Origin of the sequence: Paenibacillus selenitireducens (genome assembly GCF_002021565.1) — a bacterium.
Taxonomy (GTDB): Bacteria; Bacillota; Bacilli; order Paenibacillales; family Paenibacillaceae; genus Paenibacillus_K; species Paenibacillus_K selenitireducens.
Genome location: NZ_MSZX01000004.1, coordinates 165259 through 182569, shown reverse-complemented (window position 1 = coordinate 182569; position 17311 = coordinate 165259). Strand labels below are relative to the sequence as shown.

The following is a 17311-nucleotide window of genomic DNA, read 5'->3' as shown; positions in this document are numbered from 1 at the left end:
GATTAGCCCTCCTTCCCTGCGTTTAACTTAATACGAGGATCAATTAATCCATAGGAAAGATCCGTTAAGAAACGCGCGACCATAAGAATAATACCGTAGAACAACGTGATACCCATGATCATTGGATAGTCACGGTTCGTAATGACGTACACGAAAATTTTACCCAAACCGCTGATTCCGAAAATCTGCTCAATAACGATGGATCCTGTAAGAACGTTTGCAGTCAATGGACCCAAATAAGTAACAACAGGAATAATACCATTACGAATAACGTGCTTGAATAAGATAGAAATATTTTTCAAACCTTTTGCTCTTGCTGTTTTGATATAATCTGCTGATAATACTTCGAGCATGCTTGAACGAGTCAAACGCGCAATAAATGCAATCGATAGCGCTGACATTGCAAGCACTGGCATGATATATGTCAATGGCCCGTCCAATCCAGCAACAGGGAGCACCATCCATTTAACGCCTAATAAATATTGCATAAAGGATGCGAGTACGAAGCTTGGAACCGAAATACCGATTACAGCAAGTACCATTGCTACATTATCCATGAGTTTACGATGTTTAAGCGCCGCAATCATCCCGAGTCCAACACCGATAATGACCGAAACCACAATCGATACAAGACCTAGACGCAACGAATATTTGAAAGATTCCGCTACTACTTTAGATACTTCTTGGTTTTGCATTTTCATGGAAACACCAAAATTTCCGTGAATAATATTATTTAAATAGATACCATACTGCTCCATTACCGGCTTGTCCAAGCCATATTGAGCCATTAATTTCGCCTGTACCTCTGGTGGTACTGCTTTCTCCGACATAAAGGGATCGCCGGGAATTGCTTTCATAAGTAGAAAAGTTACGGTCGCGAGCACAAAAATTGAAACGAGCATGTAAAAGAATTTACTAAATAAATAACGTGCCAAGCGAGCACCCCCATATCATTAGATTTTTGATCAATAGAAACGACCAGGCCGTCGTTTAAGGGGACGGTACTCGTTTCAAACTGTTGTACGCCTATCCAATATCTGTGAAATCTGATACATAGTTTAGCTCAAAAAAATTCGGGATATATGTGAGATCGCATATATCCCGAATTGACCCTCACTTCAAGTACTGCTTAGATTCTATGGTGACTGTTACTTTGTGAAATAAGCGTTGTTGAAGTGAACATTTCCGCTAAAGTCGATATAAACATCTTTTACATTCTGTTTAACAAGACGAACGTTTGTATAGTAGTAGATTGGCAATACAGCTTGGTTGTCGCCCATTAGGATTTTCTCCGCTTTAGCAAAGTTATCCATACGTACTTTTTGATCGTTAGTCGCTTTTGCCTCATTGATCAATTTGTCGTACTCTGCATTGGAGAAGAATGAATCGTTGTTACCCGCTTTAGTTACCCACATATCCAAGAATGTCATTGGATCCGAGTAGTCCGCGCCCCATCCGGAACGAGCGATTTGGTAGTTACCATTCGTACGATTTTTCAAGAATACGCCCCACTCTTGGGATTCGATTTTCACATCTACACCCAAGTTTTGTTTCCACATATCTGTAATTGCTTGTGCAACTTTTTTATGTCCATCGCCTTGGTTATGAATCAAAGTAATGGTAGGAAGTTTTGTGTATCCTTTTTCAGCCATACCTTCTGCAAGCAATTTCTTAGCTTCATCTACATTTTCAGATAGCAATTCTGTATCGCTATGCTCTTCACGGAATTGTTTGTTCTCACCCATAACACCTGGAGTAACAAAACCGTATGCAGGAACCTGACCACCTAAGGTTACTTTTTCTACGATTTGTTTACGGTCGATTGACATTGCAAATGCCTTACGGATTTTTGCATTGTCAAACGGTTCAGCTTTATTATTGAATACATAGTAGTAAATACTTGCGTACGGTTGAATCTTGAACTCATCCGGCATTGATTTTTGCAATGTAGGAATTTGGTCACTTGGAATTTCACCAGTAGGACCACCGGAGTAATCTAATTGGTTCGTTTGGTACATGCTCAACTCTGTTGCAGAGCTGTCGATCATCGCCAAGTTAACTTTATCGAAGTTTACTTTGTCTTGTGCAAAGTAGTTTTCGTTTTTCGCCAACTCGATCGATCCGTTATGTTGCCATGCCGTCATTTTGAAAGCACCGTTCGAAATGATTGTGTTCGCATCAGCAGCCCATTTTGGATTGGTTTGAGCTGATTTATGAACTGGCAAGAAAGTGTAGAATGAAGTTAAGCTGATGAAGTAAGGCGTTGGATTTGCCAATTCAACTTCTAATGTGTAATCGTCAGTTGCTTTTACACCAACTGAAGCAGCGTCGCCTTTACCGGCGTTGTAGTTCTCAGCGTTTTTCAAATAGAACAATTGATAAGCATAAGGAGCGGCAGGTTGCGCTTTCGGATCCAAGACATGTTTCCAAGCATATTCGAAATCATGTGCTGTTACAGGATCGCCATTGCTCCATTTACCGTCTTTGCGCAAATGGAAAGTGATTTTCTTGCCGTCTTCAGATACATCCCAGCTTTCAGCTGCCGCTGGTTGTGGTTTGCCGTCAGCATCAAGATCTGCTAAACCTGCATACAAAGCGTTAAGCACTGTACCAGAAATATTGTCTTGTGCTAGTGCAGGATCAAGAGTAGGCGGCTCGGCATGCAAGTTCATCTTGAACGTTCCGCCTTTTTTCACTGCAGTTTCTGCTCCGGAGCCCGTTTGCTCTGTTCCTGTAGAAGACTCGTTCTTAGAACTGTTTCCACAGCCAGCTAGCACTGTCCCGAGGACAACAATCAGTGAAAGGATAAGAAGTAAACTTTTTCTTTTTGTCAAACTAGACTCCCCCTAAAAAAATTTAAAGTAATTGAAAACAAGTATACATCCACTGGTCAAAAAAATCTAGGTCTTTTTTACAGAAAATTATCAAACATTGTGGATGGAATATCGAATGATCCCAATAATTAGGAACACAAGGTAAAAAAGAACCATGACAAAAAATGTAAGTCGCCAAATAGTTTTCACTAATTTGTGGGGATCTATTCTGCCTCTCTTTCGGTTCTGAGCTCCCGCCAGCAAGCCGCCTGCAATTAGTAATATCAATAATATCAAGTAAAAACCGAAGCTACCGCCAAAGATCGTATTATACATAGATGCCACTGCTAAAATTAAGAAGAGTGTTGTAATATCCATGGCTAACCGAAAAGCTCGCTTATTATCTCCTGATACGAACCCATAGATAAGCCATATGCCGAGAAACGGTATGAAGGGTAATGCTGATAAGTACTGTAAAATATAACCAATGATATTTTGCAATCTTGCGGCTCCTCCCCTGTTATTGCTTATGTATTTGATTGATGCATTGCTTTCACAAGCGTGTATACCATTCGGTTAACTGGCGCATCGATGCCCAAATCATCTGCCATGCGCAATAAGCTTCCATTAATCCATTTAATTTCGCTTTCAGTCCCATTAAGAATATCTTTCAGCATAGATGACGTATTGGCCGAAGTGCTTCGACAGACTTGATTCACCTGTTCCCAGAGGTTTTGTTCTACGGGGATGTTATGCGCACGGTAGATGAACATTGTTTCTTCATATAACCATCTCATACACTGCACACGTTCTGATGTCTCCAGTAATTGGCCATTCTTGATTCTCATGATCGCTGTAAGTGGATTGATCACGGCATTGATCAGCAGCTTCCTGTAAACATCCATATCGATATTTTTCGACATGAACGCCTTGAATCCTGCACGTTGTAACCAATTTATAAGATGAATTTCATGTTCAGACGCCTCGGCATGTCCTCCCATTCGTCCAATCCGAGTTTCCCCTTGTCCCGTATGACGAACAACGGCGCCTTCATCTCTTCTTGCAGCCTCCGTCGTGATCGCCGTATAGATCTGTTGAGGTTGAAGATACTGCTCCAAAAACTGTACATGACCAACTCCATTTTGAAAACAACATACCCGCCCCGTCTCCCCAAGGACGTGTTGCAGCTTCCTTGCAAATGCATCGGTCAGATCTTTTTGCTTCATTGTAAGAAGTATCCACGCATTCTCTTCGATGCAGTAAGAATCTTCTATTTCGTCCCATACTCTTATCTTCACCGCGCTAGTCTTCTCCGTGACTAAATTCATCTCGGTAATTAAAGATAAACCTTGATCCTGCAATTCTACTGCTTGTGAAGAAGTACGCGTATATATAGTAACATTCGCGCCAACTTGAGCTAATTTACTGCCAAACAACAATCCGAGTGATCCTGCTCCTACAATATGTATATCCAACGCTGCCAGCTCCTTCGTCATCCACTATTAAGATACTTATAGCAAAAAGATGCACAAAACACAAAAAAACCTGAGCGGTACACGAGAACGACGTGCAACTCAGATTTTCATGTTATTCTTTCAATACCCTATTCAATACGTTCTAAATTTCCGTTGGCATCCATCTTGAATCGCGGTTTATTCTCTTCCTCTTCCTCGGACAAGAAAGCAAGTCTACGTGCACGATCCATAATTTGAATAAGCGCCTTGTAATCATCATTGACAACACGGTAGTCCGTCTGGACATCATTGACTTCACGCGAGAGACGTTCATTCTCTTTACGCAAATACAAGAGTTCCTCTTCTTTATCACGTACGTCTCTTTCCAATGCTTTAATCTGGCGACCTACGTCTTGATAGGCACCTTTCCATTGGCGAAGAAACCGAATAACCGCATCAATCGAAATAGACTCTTCGCTGATGCTTTCATGTTTAAAGGTTGTATCTTCCGCAACTTCGAGTGTCAATAGGGATGCCACATGCGCTCCCGCAGAACTGATCGGCTGTTTCTTCAGATAATTCCTTTTTTGACGCTGGGATTTTGCATTTTGAATCGCTGTTTCATACTTTTTACGGACAAAGCTGTTCCACCTGAAACCGCAGGCCGCAGAGGTTCTACCGATTTTTTCTCCTACTTCTTCAAATGCAGCTAATTGAGTACTTCCTTCGCGTATGTGGCGCAACGTTACCTCTGCTAAAATCAAATCATCATCTGCGCTCCATGCATCCTGTCTAATGGCAGTCATGCAATAAAACCTCCTAACAACATTCTAATAATAAACCGATAAGAGCGGCCAACCTGCATCCGCCATAAGGTATCGGGGTTAAAAATGTGCTTACTTCATCTCTATGCCCTTGGTAGAGTTCATAGAATCTTTTTTCTACTATTTTGTATTGCCAAAATGCGTAGGGCTCATACCTATTTTTGAGGAATGAATAAAAATCAATAACAATTGTCACGATAACAAGAAAAGTTTGCTAATTCGTCACGAAGCGGGATTTACACTTTTCAACCCAAAGGATATAATAAATCTAGAAAATTATGGTTAGCGCGTGAAAGGGGGATGTACATATGGCACGCATGTTTCGCGTATTAGGCTTCTTCACACTGATGATTGGGCTCATGGCATTCGCCGGAGATATGATGGAGATGGCTCTGCTGTTCTTCTTACAAACGGCATTTTTTGTACTGTTAGGCTATCTGAAGTTCACGGAGAAAACCTATATTCTGATTTTCTGGGGATATATGATCGTGACGTTTACAGGTTTCAGCTACTGGACAGTATTCAAAATGGGCTTACCATTCTAATTTCGAAGTACATACCAAAAACGATCGAAGCGATTCGCCTCGATCGTTTTTTTTATTTATGAAAGTTACCGTTCTTTGCGAGCGACCCACACTTTAAATAGCTCACTCATCTGATCACTTAGGAGCAATTGACGGATTGCACGATTTCTTCTAGAGACCGCATCGAATGGATCTGTGGTGAAATGATCTTGCAATTGCTCTAGAACACCGGCTTCCATCAAAAATTGTTTCTGCGTTCCGTAGAACATCGTCTCGAGTCCATGTCCTTCTCCATTCCGCCGCAGAAGCGAGAAATCCACATGCGAAGTGATATCTTGTTCTCCTACATGCAGGAGGGGATTGTCATGAGCTTGATGCCGGTGGTAACACACTAATGTCCCTAACATCCGATGTGCCCCCATCAGTTCTTCCGCAACATCTCCATAATCAATGACGATCACAAGTCCATGGCCCATAGCTCCTGTAACCTGCGCCAACCACTTTTGACCTTCGCGATTGATTTCGAGTTGTTGATTCGGTGCAACAGCTACACCTGAGTTTACTATATATTGATGGACATAAGTCGCAAGATCCTTTTGAGCCGGACACCACACCGATTCAAATGTATTCTTCTCCTCATTCCAAGTGATATACTGCTGTTCGAATTTCTCGACGGAATCCCTTGCATGCAGACGAATCCGATCAACGGGAAATGCATCCAATAATTCATTCGCTAGTAGAATCACAGGTGTTGCATGAGCATGCACTTCAAACTGCTCGGGTGTCCACCATTCCGCATATTTCCCTGCTACATTGAAGTTTTGCTGTGCTCTCAGTCGATGATATTCGCTCTGCTCAACTATCGTATATGTAATAACCTCCGTATGATCAGGCCAATTACGTTCTAAGGCTTCTAGGATTTGTATCCCTAGTTGACCTGTCCCAGCACCCCATTCTACGATTCGAATCATGGATCCGTCCTTAACCTTGGCTTCATATCCCTCTTGTTCAATCATTCGCACAATATATGCTGCTAACATATCTCCCATGATGGAACCAATTCCAGCACTCGTATAGAAGTCTCCTTCTTTTCCAATCTTCGGTCTTTCATTCATGTAATAACCGTACAAGGGATGATACAAACATGACTCCATATAGGCTTGAAAAGATATCATCCCCTGGGGACTCGCTTGTATTTCTTCACGAATATATTGAATTAATGAATCACTTCCTAGATAATGAGACAAGAGAGAACATCCTTTCTGACAACGTGAATGTGATGTAGATTCGTCATGATTTCATTTCACAATCATATATTTATATGGACCAAGCTAAGGGGGACACCCTATGAAATACTGGATTCGCTGGATCGCATGCACGCTTACGATCGCCCTCTTCATCACGGCGACCAAGCCGATCGTGATTCAAGCAGAGCCAACAGATGAAGAAACAAGACAAATTTTGGAGAAAAGCTTATCCATTGTAGAGATCGATCACGAGATTGAACGAATACAGCAACAAATCCAAACCTTGACCTTGCAAACTAATGATTTAAAAACTAAAATCTCTGAAAAAAATGCGCAAATTGAGAGCAAACGCGATCAAGCGGGCCAAGTGCTGCGTGCCTATTATATGGGAGATCGCAACACCCTGCTTACAACCTTACTTTCATTAGACAGTCTTCAGAAATTTTTCATGGTATTCGATTTTTATTCCATCATCATGGAGCGAGACCATGAAATCCTGAATACCTATGCAACGGAGTTCAAGGCGCTCGAACAAACAGAGCAGAACTATCACATGAAACAAAATGAGCTCACATCGGTATTATCTAATTTGAAAGAACAGCGCTCGAGAGTACTTGCCTTACAAAGTGAAGTTAATAATCAACTGGCACATAGTACAGACGCTGATAAATTAAAGGCCTTGATTGATGAACTGACAAGCTTCTGGCAGAATATCGGTATGTATGAGGTAAGATCCTATTTCCGAGCACTTGCCGATGCGATGCAGGATCTGCCTTCTCTCATTAAGAATACCAAAGACAGTCTTGTAATTAACGGCCTCAACTATACCATTACCTTAAAAGAAGATGATCTTAATCAGTTCCTACGGAATAAGAATGAGATGTTCCAGAATTTCGCCTTCCGATTCGAGACAGATCAGCTTGTTGCTGTAGGTGAACGTAATAACATCAAAGTTGAAATCAAGGGACATTATACCGTCGAAAACACGCCCGAAAACTGTATCCTATTCCATGTTGATCATCTCGTCTTTAACGGATTAGAACTGCCGGATACGACACGCAAAGCACTTGAGAAAGAATTCGATCTGGGCTTTTACCCCGCGAAACTTGTATCCTTCATTCAAGCAACCGATGTATCGATTGAAGATCATGTCTTGCAAGTTAAACTTAAAATGAATTTGTCACGATGATTAAGGATTAGTATTAGGGGATGTCATCCCTGTCGAGGAATCGATGGATGATGTCCCTTTCTCCTTTTGATTAGGAATATCTTCTGTTGCGGATTTATCTTTCGCTTGTTCTGTCTCTACTTGTATCCAATATTCTGTAAGCGATTGCAAAGGTGCAATAGCATGACTGAATTGCTCGAATTTCGTTCCCAATGTGATCATATCTTCATACCTCCCCGGCTTGTTCACGACACCTAAATCCGTTCTATTGATGAGCATTTGCCGCAATCTTTCAGGCAGCGCCGGAACGGAAGACATCGTATACATTAATTTAAGCGAAGGAAGTGTATTGGTCTCTTCTCGATACAACTCTTGAGCACTCGATGTTGTCATCGCTTGAATCCATTCCCTAGCTTCTTTCTCCACATTCGTCGCTGCTGAGATCACGAAACTTCGGCTTTGGACCCAATACGGCTTGGCCTCACTTGCGATATTTACGGCTTCCATACTTAAATCAGATGTCCGATGCATAAGCCATTGCGAATTCGTCGTTACCATCGCGAGCAGTTCGCCTTTTACAAGCATATTCCACATCACATCCGAATTGCCTTTCGCGGTATACAGATAAGGCTTCAACGTCTCCAGGCTTGTTAATGCTTCATTAGACGCCCCTATTCTCCGCATCAATGATAGAATCTCATATCCATCCTCTAGATCAGCACCCAACATATAAGGCGGATTCGGAAATTTTACAAGATGACGTTCTAAGTTGAGCCAACCTTCCTTTTCAGCCGGAATGTGTTCCATTTCCAACTCACGTAATAGACGGTCATTCCAGACTAAGACATAAGGATCGATCTCCTTCGGAATCCCCCAAATGTACCCATTCCATTTAACTTGGTTCATGGCGATATTAATAGGTTCTGACGCTGTAACACCGGAAAAAAACGAGTCTACTGGAAGAATAAATCCCGAAACAGCGAATTTATTCACCCATTCGCTTGGGATGAGCATGACATCCGCCGCATCTCCTAGCTTGGCCTGCTTCACGAATTGTTCATAGGCATACGCAGATCTCACATTCGTGATGTCTACATCTAAAGGATGGTCACTCATATATTGTTGATTTAAACGCTGTAACGCGTCAAATTGATTCGGTTCCAAATTGACGGCTACCGCTAGCTTTTTTGCTCCAAGTGACGGATTACCGCCTTTAGGGGCCGCAGAATCGTAGTTAGAACCGCTTTCCGGTTTTACTTGTACGTGTGTGGGAGCTACTCCATTCAGTGGGGTTAATAGAAGAAGAATAAGTAGGAGCATCACGACAAGGACAATGGTATTTCTTTTTTTAGGCATGACTTCTCCTCCCCCTCGTTTCATGCTTTATATTCTAGCAATATTGGAAGCATTTGTCGCGTACAAAAATAACCTCCTCCAAAAAAGGAGCAGGTTATTTTCATAGTTATTTTACGATTTCTACAATAAATCCGCAGCGAGTTGTGCAAGCTTTGAGCGTTCGCCCTTTTCCAATGTAATATGACCGCTTATCCCTTCATGTTTGAACCGTTCAACAATATACGTAAGCCCGTTGCTTGCTGCATCCAAGTAAGGATGATCAATTTGTTCCGGATCGCCCATCAGGATGATTTTACTCCCCTCACCTACACGGGAAACGATCGTCTTGACTTCGTGCTTCGATAAGTTCTGTGCTTCATCAATAATGATGAACTGACCTGGGATCGAACGACCCCGAATGTAGGTGAGAGCCTCTACTTGGATGCTGCCGAGACCCACAAGTATTTTATCAATGTCACCCGATTTCTTGGTATCGAAGAGATACTCTAAATTATCATAAATCGGTTGCATCCATGGGCGCAGCTTCTCATCCTTTTCACCTGGCAAATACCCAATATCTTTCCCCATTGGAACGACTGGCCGCGCAATCAGTAGCTTCTTATATTTATGCTCATCTTCTACTTTCAACAATCCTGCAGCGAGCGCTAATAAGGTCTTTCCCGTACCCGCTTTCCCTGTGATCGTAACAAGGGGTACATCATCATTCAACAATAGTTCCAAAGCCATCCGTTGTTGAGCATTTCGTGCGCTGATTCCCCATACCGGATCATTACTTAAGAATAATGGCTCTAGCTTCGTAGCCTCTGGATTAACGCGCAGTAGTGCAGACTTGCTCGTACCCATTTCATCTCGGAGAATGACAAACTCGTTGGCATACAACGGATATTTTAAGTTCAGATTTGAAATATTCAAATACCGAAACGTGTAGAACTCATCAATGACAGATGGATGTACGTGTAAGGTCAAATAACCTAGATAAAGGTCGGTTAAGGAAACGGTACGATCAGACAAATAATCTTGGGTATTGAGCCCGAGTACATCGGCTTTAATTCGTACCAGAACATCCTTGCTTACCAGAACAACAGGTTTGGGTTCATCTAGCTGCTGCTCTTCGATATGATAATTCAGCGCAACAGCGAGAATGCGATTATCATTGGTGATTTCGCCGAACATCTCTTGTACTCGCACGAAGCTTCGATGATTCAATTCAACCGTTAACTTGCCGCCATTATCTAACGTAATACCGCTATGCAAATGTCCTCTTTCGCGAAGACCGTCCAATAATCGAGACACGTATCTGGCATTTCTACCGATTTCATCGGCATTACGTTTCTTCGAATCGATCTCCTCCAATACCACAGCAGGAATGATAACATCATTATCCTCAAAAGCGTAAATCGCATTGGGATCATGTAACAATACATTCGTATCCAACACAAATATCTTCTTCATCTGCGCCGCCTCCAAGCGTGGTAATCATTGCCGCATCACGTAAACCAATGAGATTAAAGTCCACTACCTCTACTGCGAAAAAGCCATCACCCTCTCCTCAGAATAATCCTATCTGTTGAACCGTTCAACGACTCCAAATACACAAAAAGCCCAGTGATTCACTCACTAGGCTTTTTGAATGGCCGCACGAACTTGTCCGTTCAATTGATCCGCGGCATGTTTGTTGTATGTTGTTGGAATGAAAGGCACAACGGAATTTCGTGAACCATTGTTCATAGCCTCACGCACCGTGTCCATCTTAACTTCAAAGGGTTCCTGCTGCAATTGCAATAATAAAGCTTCGGAAAGTGTTTCAATCGCTTCTGCCATTCGATCGCGCCCTCCTACTTTAACTTGCTATGATTAATCATATTATAGCACAGGCAAAAACTTGCATCCATGAGGAAATGTCCTATACGTACAAACTCCCTATGAAGATAGATATTCACGAACCTACACAATTATTTCTCTGTTAGCTCTTGTTTTAGCGCTTGCTTCGCTTCTTCAAACTTCGCATCGTCCAGATAAACATATGGGCTCTTCCAATTACCCTCAATCGGAATAAAGGTTACATTATCTTTATTCATCGTAAAGTACGTGGTGATCAAATCTTTAATCTGATCTTTCTGCACGTCCATCTTTAAGTTCTTACCTACAGAATCAATGATCGCAGGAACCTTGGTTACTCCGTCAAAAGTCTGCATTTTTCGCATCATCTCGTGCAGAACTTCACTTTGTCTGCGATTCCGTTCGAAATCACTAGAACCTTTCGTTGGATTCTTCGTATTCGATTTACGGTAGCGGACGAAGTTGAGTGCATCTTCCCCGTTTAAGGTTTGGAAGCCTTTTTTCAGGTTAATATTCGTGCCGTCAGCTGTATCAACATAACGCATATCCATATCTACGTTCACGTCTACGCCGCCGAGCGCATCCACGACATCGGCAAAGCCTTTAAAGTTGATCATGGAGATATAATCAATCGGAATATCCAAATACTTACCGACAAATTCCTTCATATCATCGTTGGCTTTATCCTTATCCTGCGAACGAAATGCTGCATAATACGCGTTAATCTTACGTGATTTATACCCCTTCAATTCCACTTTGGTATCCCGTGGGATCGAGACAACCGTAGCCGTCTTTGTTACCGGGTTCATCGTTGCGACCATGAAGACATCGGTATTCAAACCGCCAGAATCTTCCCGTGTATCTACACCTAGCAAAAGCATGGATACAGGTTTGACCTTTGCAGACAACTCCGGCGGAAGAGGCTTCTCATCCGGTGATACCGTTGAAATCGCATCTAAACCTTTATCAGCCTTATATACTAGATAGCCAGCAGCTACACATGCAGAAATGATACCGACAATGAGCAATATGCCTATCGTCTTGAAAAATGTCCGCCAGGGACTTTTTGCCTTTTTCGGCTTTGTTTTTTGTGTCTTTTTTGTATTTTGCGTATTTTGCGTATTTTGCGGCTTATTTGATTTTTGCGCTATGCTTGTGCGCCCGCTCCGCTCCCTTGGAGGGAGCCCTGAAGCTGGATTCATTTGCAACAACACCTTTTCAATAACTAAATCTGTAATTACTCATTGTACTTCGGATTAGAGTTAATGTCATGAAGTAATTGTTCCGCGCTCTCACGCGGAACCATTTGTTTCTTCGTTTTCCCGTCTATCACATATTGAATATGTACCATCGTATGATCGATCATCACAATGTCGAATGCCGTCATTTGATGATCTTCACGAAGTATCGTAGCAAAAAAATCTACGGTATCTGCTGCAGCGCGATCTTCGGGTCTTGCATCTGCAACCATTTTTATCTGAAGCCAGTTAAACAGTGCATCTTGAAGCTTCATTCCATTCTCCCCTTTCGACGTAACCTCGTCTACTTTCCTTCCGCAGAAGGTTGTCCCGCTGCAGCTTCTTTACGCTTTTGGCGCGCTTCGACAAAATATCGAATGCGCACCATAAGCATAAGAGCAACTGCAACTGCGAGACAAGGAATAATGGGCAATTTATCAATTTGAAACACGAGCAGTACAAATGCACAGATCCCAATCAACACATAGATAATCATGTCTTTTAAGATCGGTAATTTGCGAACGCGAAATACCTTGTTAAAGATGTAAACCAAGAAAACATAAATGATCAGATAAGCGATTATCGGATGTGCAGCAAACCAATCATGCAACATGATGTTCACTCCTCTTCCTTGATTTAATAACTTAAATTCCCATACTGCTCGCTAACGTTACATTAACTATTGGCTTCTGCCATTTTACGGTGTTTCTCTGCACGTTCACGTTCCGCTTTATTAAGAATTTTCTTCCGTAAGCGAATCGATTTAGGTGTAATTTCACAATATTCATCATCGTTCAAATACTCAAGAGCTTGCTCAAGAGAATATAGACGTGGCGTTTTCATTTTGACCGTATCATCTTTACCTGCTGAACGAATGTTGTTTAATTGTTTTTCTTTACAGATATTCACGATAATATCGTTATCGCGTGTGTGTTCACCAACGATCATACCTTCGTATACTTCGGCACCTGGTTGTAAGAACAAGATTCCGCGATCTTCAATGGAGAGAATACCATACAATGTCGAAGAACCGTTCTCACTCGATACCAATACGCCTTGGTGACGTCCACCTACTTGACCGCCCACTAATGGTCCGTAGCTATCAAAAGCATGGTTCATAATCCCGTAACCACGTGTCAAAGTAAGGAAGTTCGTACGGTAACCGATCAAGCCGCGAGCTGGAATCAAGAACTCAAGACGAACTTGGCCATTACCATGGTTCACCATGTTCACCATCTCGGCTTTACGAGAACCTAGACTTTCCATGACAGAACCCATGCTCTCTTCTGGAATATCAATCAGCAAGCGCTCGATCGGCTCCATTTTCACGCCGTTCTCTACGCGAACAATAACTTCTGGCTTGGAAACTTGCATTTCAAATCCTTCACGACGCATGTTCTCAATGAGGATACCTAAGTGAAGCTCACCGCGACCTGATACGATAAACGCATCTGGGCTATCCGTTTCATCTACGCGTAAACTAACGTCTGTCTCAAGCTCTTTGAATAGACGCTCACGAAGCTTACGAGAAGTAACCCATTTACCTTCACGGCCTGCGAAAGGACTATTATTAACAATAAATGTCATTTGCAATGTAGGCTCATCAATTTTCAATACCGGTAATGCTTCTGGATTTGCAGGATCCGCAATGGTCTCCCCAATGTTAATATCCTTAATCCCTGCAATCGCGATGATATCACCTGCGCCTGCTTCTTCCACTTCAATACGTTTCAAGCCTTGGAAGCCGAACAATTTCTCGATACGTGCCTGCTTCGTCTGACCTTCACGTGTCATAACTGCCACAGATTGACCTTGGCGGATGACTCCACGGTTTACACGGCCAATCGCAATACGGCCCAAATACTCGTTGTAATCCATGAGCGTAACTAAGAATTGAAGCGGTAGTGTAACATCCTCTGTCGGTGCAGGGATATGACTCGTGATCGTATCATACAATGCAAGCATGTTCTCATCTTGCTTCTCAGGATCTAAGCTGGATGTACCGTTTAATGCAGATGCATAAACAACTGGGAAATCCAATTGATCATCATTTGCACCTAATTCTATGAACAACTCCAACACCTCGTCGATTACTTCATCTGGACGGGCGTTTGGACGGTCAATTTTATTTACAACAACAATGGGAGTCAATTGACTCTCAAGTGCTTTACGCAATACGAATTTAGTCTGAGGCATACATCCTTCGAATGCATCCACGACAAGTAATACACCGTCAACCATTTTCATAATCCGTTCAACTTCGCCACCAAAGTCAGCATGGCCCGGTGTATCCATAATGTTAATTAAAAACTCTTTGTACGTAACTGCTGTGTTCTTCGCTAAGATCGTAATCCCGCGTTCACGTTCGATATCACCGGAGTCCATTGCACGCTCGGTTACTTGCTCATTTTCACGAAAAGTACCGGACTGTTGAAGCAATTTATCGACAAGTGTCGTTTTCCCGTGGTCAACGTGGGCGATAATTGCGATATTACGAATATTTTCTCTTGAATGCATACGAAATGTTCAAATCCTTTCAAATTCAAATTCAAATTTTATTCAAAAACAGTGTAATCTACAACTGGACTACCCAAAATAAGCGCCAGGCAAAATGCCGACGCTTGACATATCCCTTTAATTATACGGAATTGCATAAAAATTGCAAATCAAAATTTTTCCTAAACGACTATTACCAATACCGTTTACGCCCTCCAAAAACAAGCACCAATCCCACGATGATCAAACCGAGTGCAATAAAGTAAATCCCAATGGTCCACAGTAACGTCACCGCCAGGAATACAATGGAAACAATCGTTAAAATCAACGACGCCACATAAGCTGGGCGCGGACGATCCATGCTAAACACGTAATATTCATACAAGCCTACTGCAACCCCAAAAATAAATAGTGGCCACAAATATTTCATCGATCCCCAACCAAAGATATTACAGATCAGGAAGATAAGTCCATAGGTTGTTAATATACCTGCCGGAATGAGGATTCCTGCAGACAATACGCGCGAAAAATATAAGAATTGCAGCACGATACCAGGAATTAAAATGAAAAGCGGCCAAAACACGGAGCCAATAAAGCTAAATACGCCAAGCTTACCAAGCAATATAACGACACCGGCGATCACAATCCATATCCCGAGTCCCTGCTGTTTATTCGTCATGCCAAAACCCCCGTTCACGTAAAATGGACAAGACAAAAAGCGACAGTTTCTACTTTTAGTGTATCTGAATTTTCCCAAAAAAACCACACTCGGCAAAAAAAAAACCGTAGGTTTGCTCCTACGGATGGATATTATTGGCTATGGGCGTGATAATGTTTCGCGGACTTTCCGATGATAATCACCAAAATCGCGGCTGTGACAGGGATTATCGTATGTAGTATTGGCGGCCAGTTGTAAAATACTAAAGACTGCAGTTTTGCATCTTCCATTAACATTTGTCCTGCTGTGAGCCCTAAAATACCGGACCCTAAATAGATGAGAATGGGATACCGGTGGAGTAAATTCACAATGATCGTACTGCCCCACACAATGATTGGAATACTTAGTGCGATCCCAATCACAATGAGTCCGAAATCCCCTTTTGCTACCGCGGCGATCGCAAGAACATTATCCAAGCTCATCACGAAATCGGCAACAAGAATCGTCTTCACAGCTTTCCACATGCTCGAAGCGATTTTGATTCGCGAAAAATTATCTTCATCCATCAAGAGCTTCACCGCGATATAAAGAAGAAGCAAAGAACCAAAGGCTTGGATTAATGGTATCTTTAGCAAATACATGGCAGCAACGGTTAAAACACACCTTAAAATAACGGCTCCAAACGCTCCCCACCAGACTGCTTTTTTTCGTTGGGCAACAGGTAGGTTTTTGCTCGCCATTGCGATAACAACGGCGTTGTCGCCACTTAGGACCATATTAATAATCAGGATCTCAAGCAATAAAAATAGATTTTCCAACGACTTCACCCCTCTATACTTGTATGTGCGAATGAGTCAAGCTATGCTAAAATATGAATCCAAGCCTAATTTGAAACGTATATAAATTATAAAAAAGAAATTAGCACATATAGGACAGACAGAGGAGTGACACGCGTTGGACATTGAAATCTTCAGCTTACAATTTTTTATTGCACTTGCTAACATCGTATTCGTGGACCTTCTATTAGCGGGAGATAATGCGATTGTCATTGGTATGGCAGCACGAAATCTTGATCCACAGCAGCAAAAGAAAGCCATTATTCTTGGAACAGGCGGCGCCGTGCTCATTCGGATCGTAGCTACGATTATAGTCGTGAAATTACTACAAATTCCATGGCTCCTACTTATCGGTGGTTTATTGCTCTTATGGATCGCCTTCAAGCTGTTGGTCGATCATAAAGAAGATGATGAACATGTGAAAGCTGGATCCTCGCTCATGGCCGCTGTATGGACCATCATTCTTGCGGATGCAGCTATGGGACTGGATAACGTCATCGCTGTCGCGGGGGCAGCACAAGGCCACACATTACTTGTCACCATCGGTCTACTGATTAGTGTTCCGATCGTGGTCTGGGGCAGTACCATCTTTATTAAAGTCATTGAACGTTATCCTTGGATTATCTATGCAGGGTCTGCTGTACTCGCCTTTAATGCCGCGAAGATGATTACTGAGGAAGCTAAGATCCATCATTACTTTGTAGAATCGCCTGTCCTTAAATGGACCTTTATTGTGGTCATTGTTGCTCTGGTCATCGGAGGCGGCAAGTTAGTGAAAGGATTACAACACAAACGCCAGGAACAAAATGCATAATATTAGATGAAAAAGGACGCTCCGAAGAGCGTCCTTTTCTTATT

The 17311-nt window shown here is 42.3% G+C and carries 18 protein-coding genes; 3 read left to right on the top strand and 15 right to left on the bottom strand.

What is annotated here, in order from left to right:
- Positions 1–2 precede the first annotated feature (2 nt).
- The 5 genes from BVG16_RS11285 to BVG16_RS11265 form a co-directional block, all read right to left on the bottom strand.
- Positions 3–935, bottom strand: a complete 933-nt coding sequence (locus BVG16_RS11285; RefSeq protein ID WP_078498740.1) for an ABC transporter permease — start codon at positions 933–935, stop codon at positions 3–5.
- 213 nt (positions 936–1148) lie between these two features.
- Positions 1149–2834, bottom strand: a complete 1686-nt coding sequence (locus tag BVG16_RS11280; RefSeq protein WP_078498738.1) for a peptide ABC transporter substrate-binding protein — start codon at positions 2832–2834, stop codon at positions 1149–1151.
- 90 nt (positions 2835–2924) lie between these two features.
- Positions 2925–3314: a DUF3397 domain-containing protein gene (locus BVG16_RS11275; protein ID WP_233147001.1), complete on the bottom strand. Its 390-nt coding sequence runs from the start codon at positions 3312–3314 to the stop codon at positions 2925–2927.
- A gap of 26 nt (positions 3315–3340) precedes the next feature.
- A complete protein-coding gene (locus tag BVG16_RS11270) occupies positions 3341–4288 on the bottom strand; it encodes a ketopantoate reductase family protein (RefSeq protein WP_158081670.1) in 948 nt (315 codons plus the stop codon).
- Positions 4289–4416: 128 nt separating this feature from the next.
- Positions 4417–5073, bottom strand: a complete 657-nt coding sequence (locus tag BVG16_RS11265) for an RsfA family transcriptional regulator (protein WP_078498734.1) — start codon at positions 5071–5073, stop codon at positions 4417–4419.
- 326 nt (positions 5074–5399) lie between these two features.
- Between BVG16_RS11265 and BVG16_RS11260 the strand changes: the two genes are divergently transcribed.
- Positions 5400–5636, top strand: coding sequence for a DUF2626 domain-containing protein (locus tag BVG16_RS11260; RefSeq protein ID WP_078498733.1), 237 nt, complete (start codon positions 5400–5402; stop codon positions 5634–5636).
- 65 nt (positions 5637–5701) lie between these two features.
- Here BVG16_RS11260 and BVG16_RS11255 read toward each other — a convergent pair whose 3' ends face one another.
- Entirely contained in the window at positions 5702–6862 is a 1161-nt protein-coding gene (locus BVG16_RS11255; protein ID WP_078498731.1) for a class I SAM-dependent methyltransferase, read from the bottom strand.
- 100 nt (positions 6863–6962) lie between these two features.
- Here BVG16_RS11255 and BVG16_RS11250 point away from each other — a divergent pair, with 100 nt between their 5' ends.
- Entirely contained in the window at positions 6963–8051 is a 1089-nt protein-coding gene (locus BVG16_RS11250; protein WP_078498729.1) for a coiled-coil domain-containing protein, read from the top strand.
- Here BVG16_RS11250 and BVG16_RS11245 read toward each other — a convergent pair whose 3' ends face one another.
- The 9 genes from BVG16_RS11245 to BVG16_RS11205 form a co-directional block, all read right to left on the bottom strand.
- Positions 8052–9386 (bottom strand): extracellular solute-binding protein, encoded by a 1335-nt coding sequence (locus tag BVG16_RS11245; protein ID WP_158081669.1) that lies wholly within the window; start codon positions 9384–9386, stop codon positions 8052–8054.
- A 120-nt stretch (positions 9387–9506) separates the two neighbouring features.
- Positions 9507–10838 carry a PhoH family protein gene (locus BVG16_RS11240; protein ID WP_078498725.1) on the bottom strand — a complete coding sequence of 444 codons (1332 nt, stop codon included), beginning with the start codon at positions 10836–10838 and terminating at the stop codon, positions 9507–9509.
- 165 nt (positions 10839–11003) lie between these two features.
- Positions 11004–11207, bottom strand: coding sequence for a PNPOx family protein (locus tag BVG16_RS11235; protein WP_078498724.1), 204 nt, complete (start codon positions 11205–11207; stop codon positions 11004–11006).
- A 131-nt stretch (positions 11208–11338) separates the two neighbouring features.
- Positions 11339–12427, bottom strand: a complete 1089-nt coding sequence (locus tag BVG16_RS11230; protein ID WP_078498723.1) for an LCP family protein — start codon at positions 12425–12427, stop codon at positions 11339–11341.
- A gap of 35 nt (positions 12428–12462) precedes the next feature.
- The gene (locus BVG16_RS11225) at positions 12463–12738 is read right to left on the bottom strand and encodes a hypothetical protein (RefSeq protein WP_078498721.1); all 276 of its coding nucleotides are present in this window, start codon (positions 12736–12738) and stop codon (positions 12463–12465) included.
- Positions 12739–12767: 29 nt separating this feature from the next.
- Positions 12768–13073, bottom strand: a complete 306-nt coding sequence (locus BVG16_RS11220) for a YlaH-like family protein (RefSeq protein WP_078499096.1) — start codon at positions 13071–13073, stop codon at positions 12768–12770.
- Between the two features lie 65 nt (positions 13074–13138).
- Positions 13139–14980, bottom strand: a complete 1842-nt coding sequence (gene typA / locus BVG16_RS11215) for a translational GTPase TypA (protein WP_078498720.1) — start codon at positions 14978–14980, stop codon at positions 13139–13141.
- A 172-nt stretch (positions 14981–15152) separates the two neighbouring features.
- On the bottom strand, positions 15153–15638 hold the full coding sequence (locus tag BVG16_RS11210; protein ID WP_078498718.1) for a hypothetical protein: 486 nt from the start codon (positions 15636–15638) through the stop codon (positions 15153–15155).
- 131 nt (positions 15639–15769) lie between these two features.
- On the bottom strand, positions 15770–16435 hold the full coding sequence (locus tag BVG16_RS11205) for a TerC family protein (protein WP_078498716.1): 666 nt from the start codon (positions 16433–16435) through the stop codon (positions 15770–15772).
- Positions 16436–16577: 142 nt separating this feature from the next.
- On the opposite strand from BVG16_RS11205, the gene BVG16_RS11200 reads away from it, so the two are divergent.
- Positions 16578–17267, top strand: coding sequence for a TerC family protein (locus BVG16_RS11200; protein WP_078499095.1), 690 nt, complete (start codon positions 16578–16580; stop codon positions 17265–17267).
- Positions 17268–17311 lie beyond the last annotated feature (44 nt).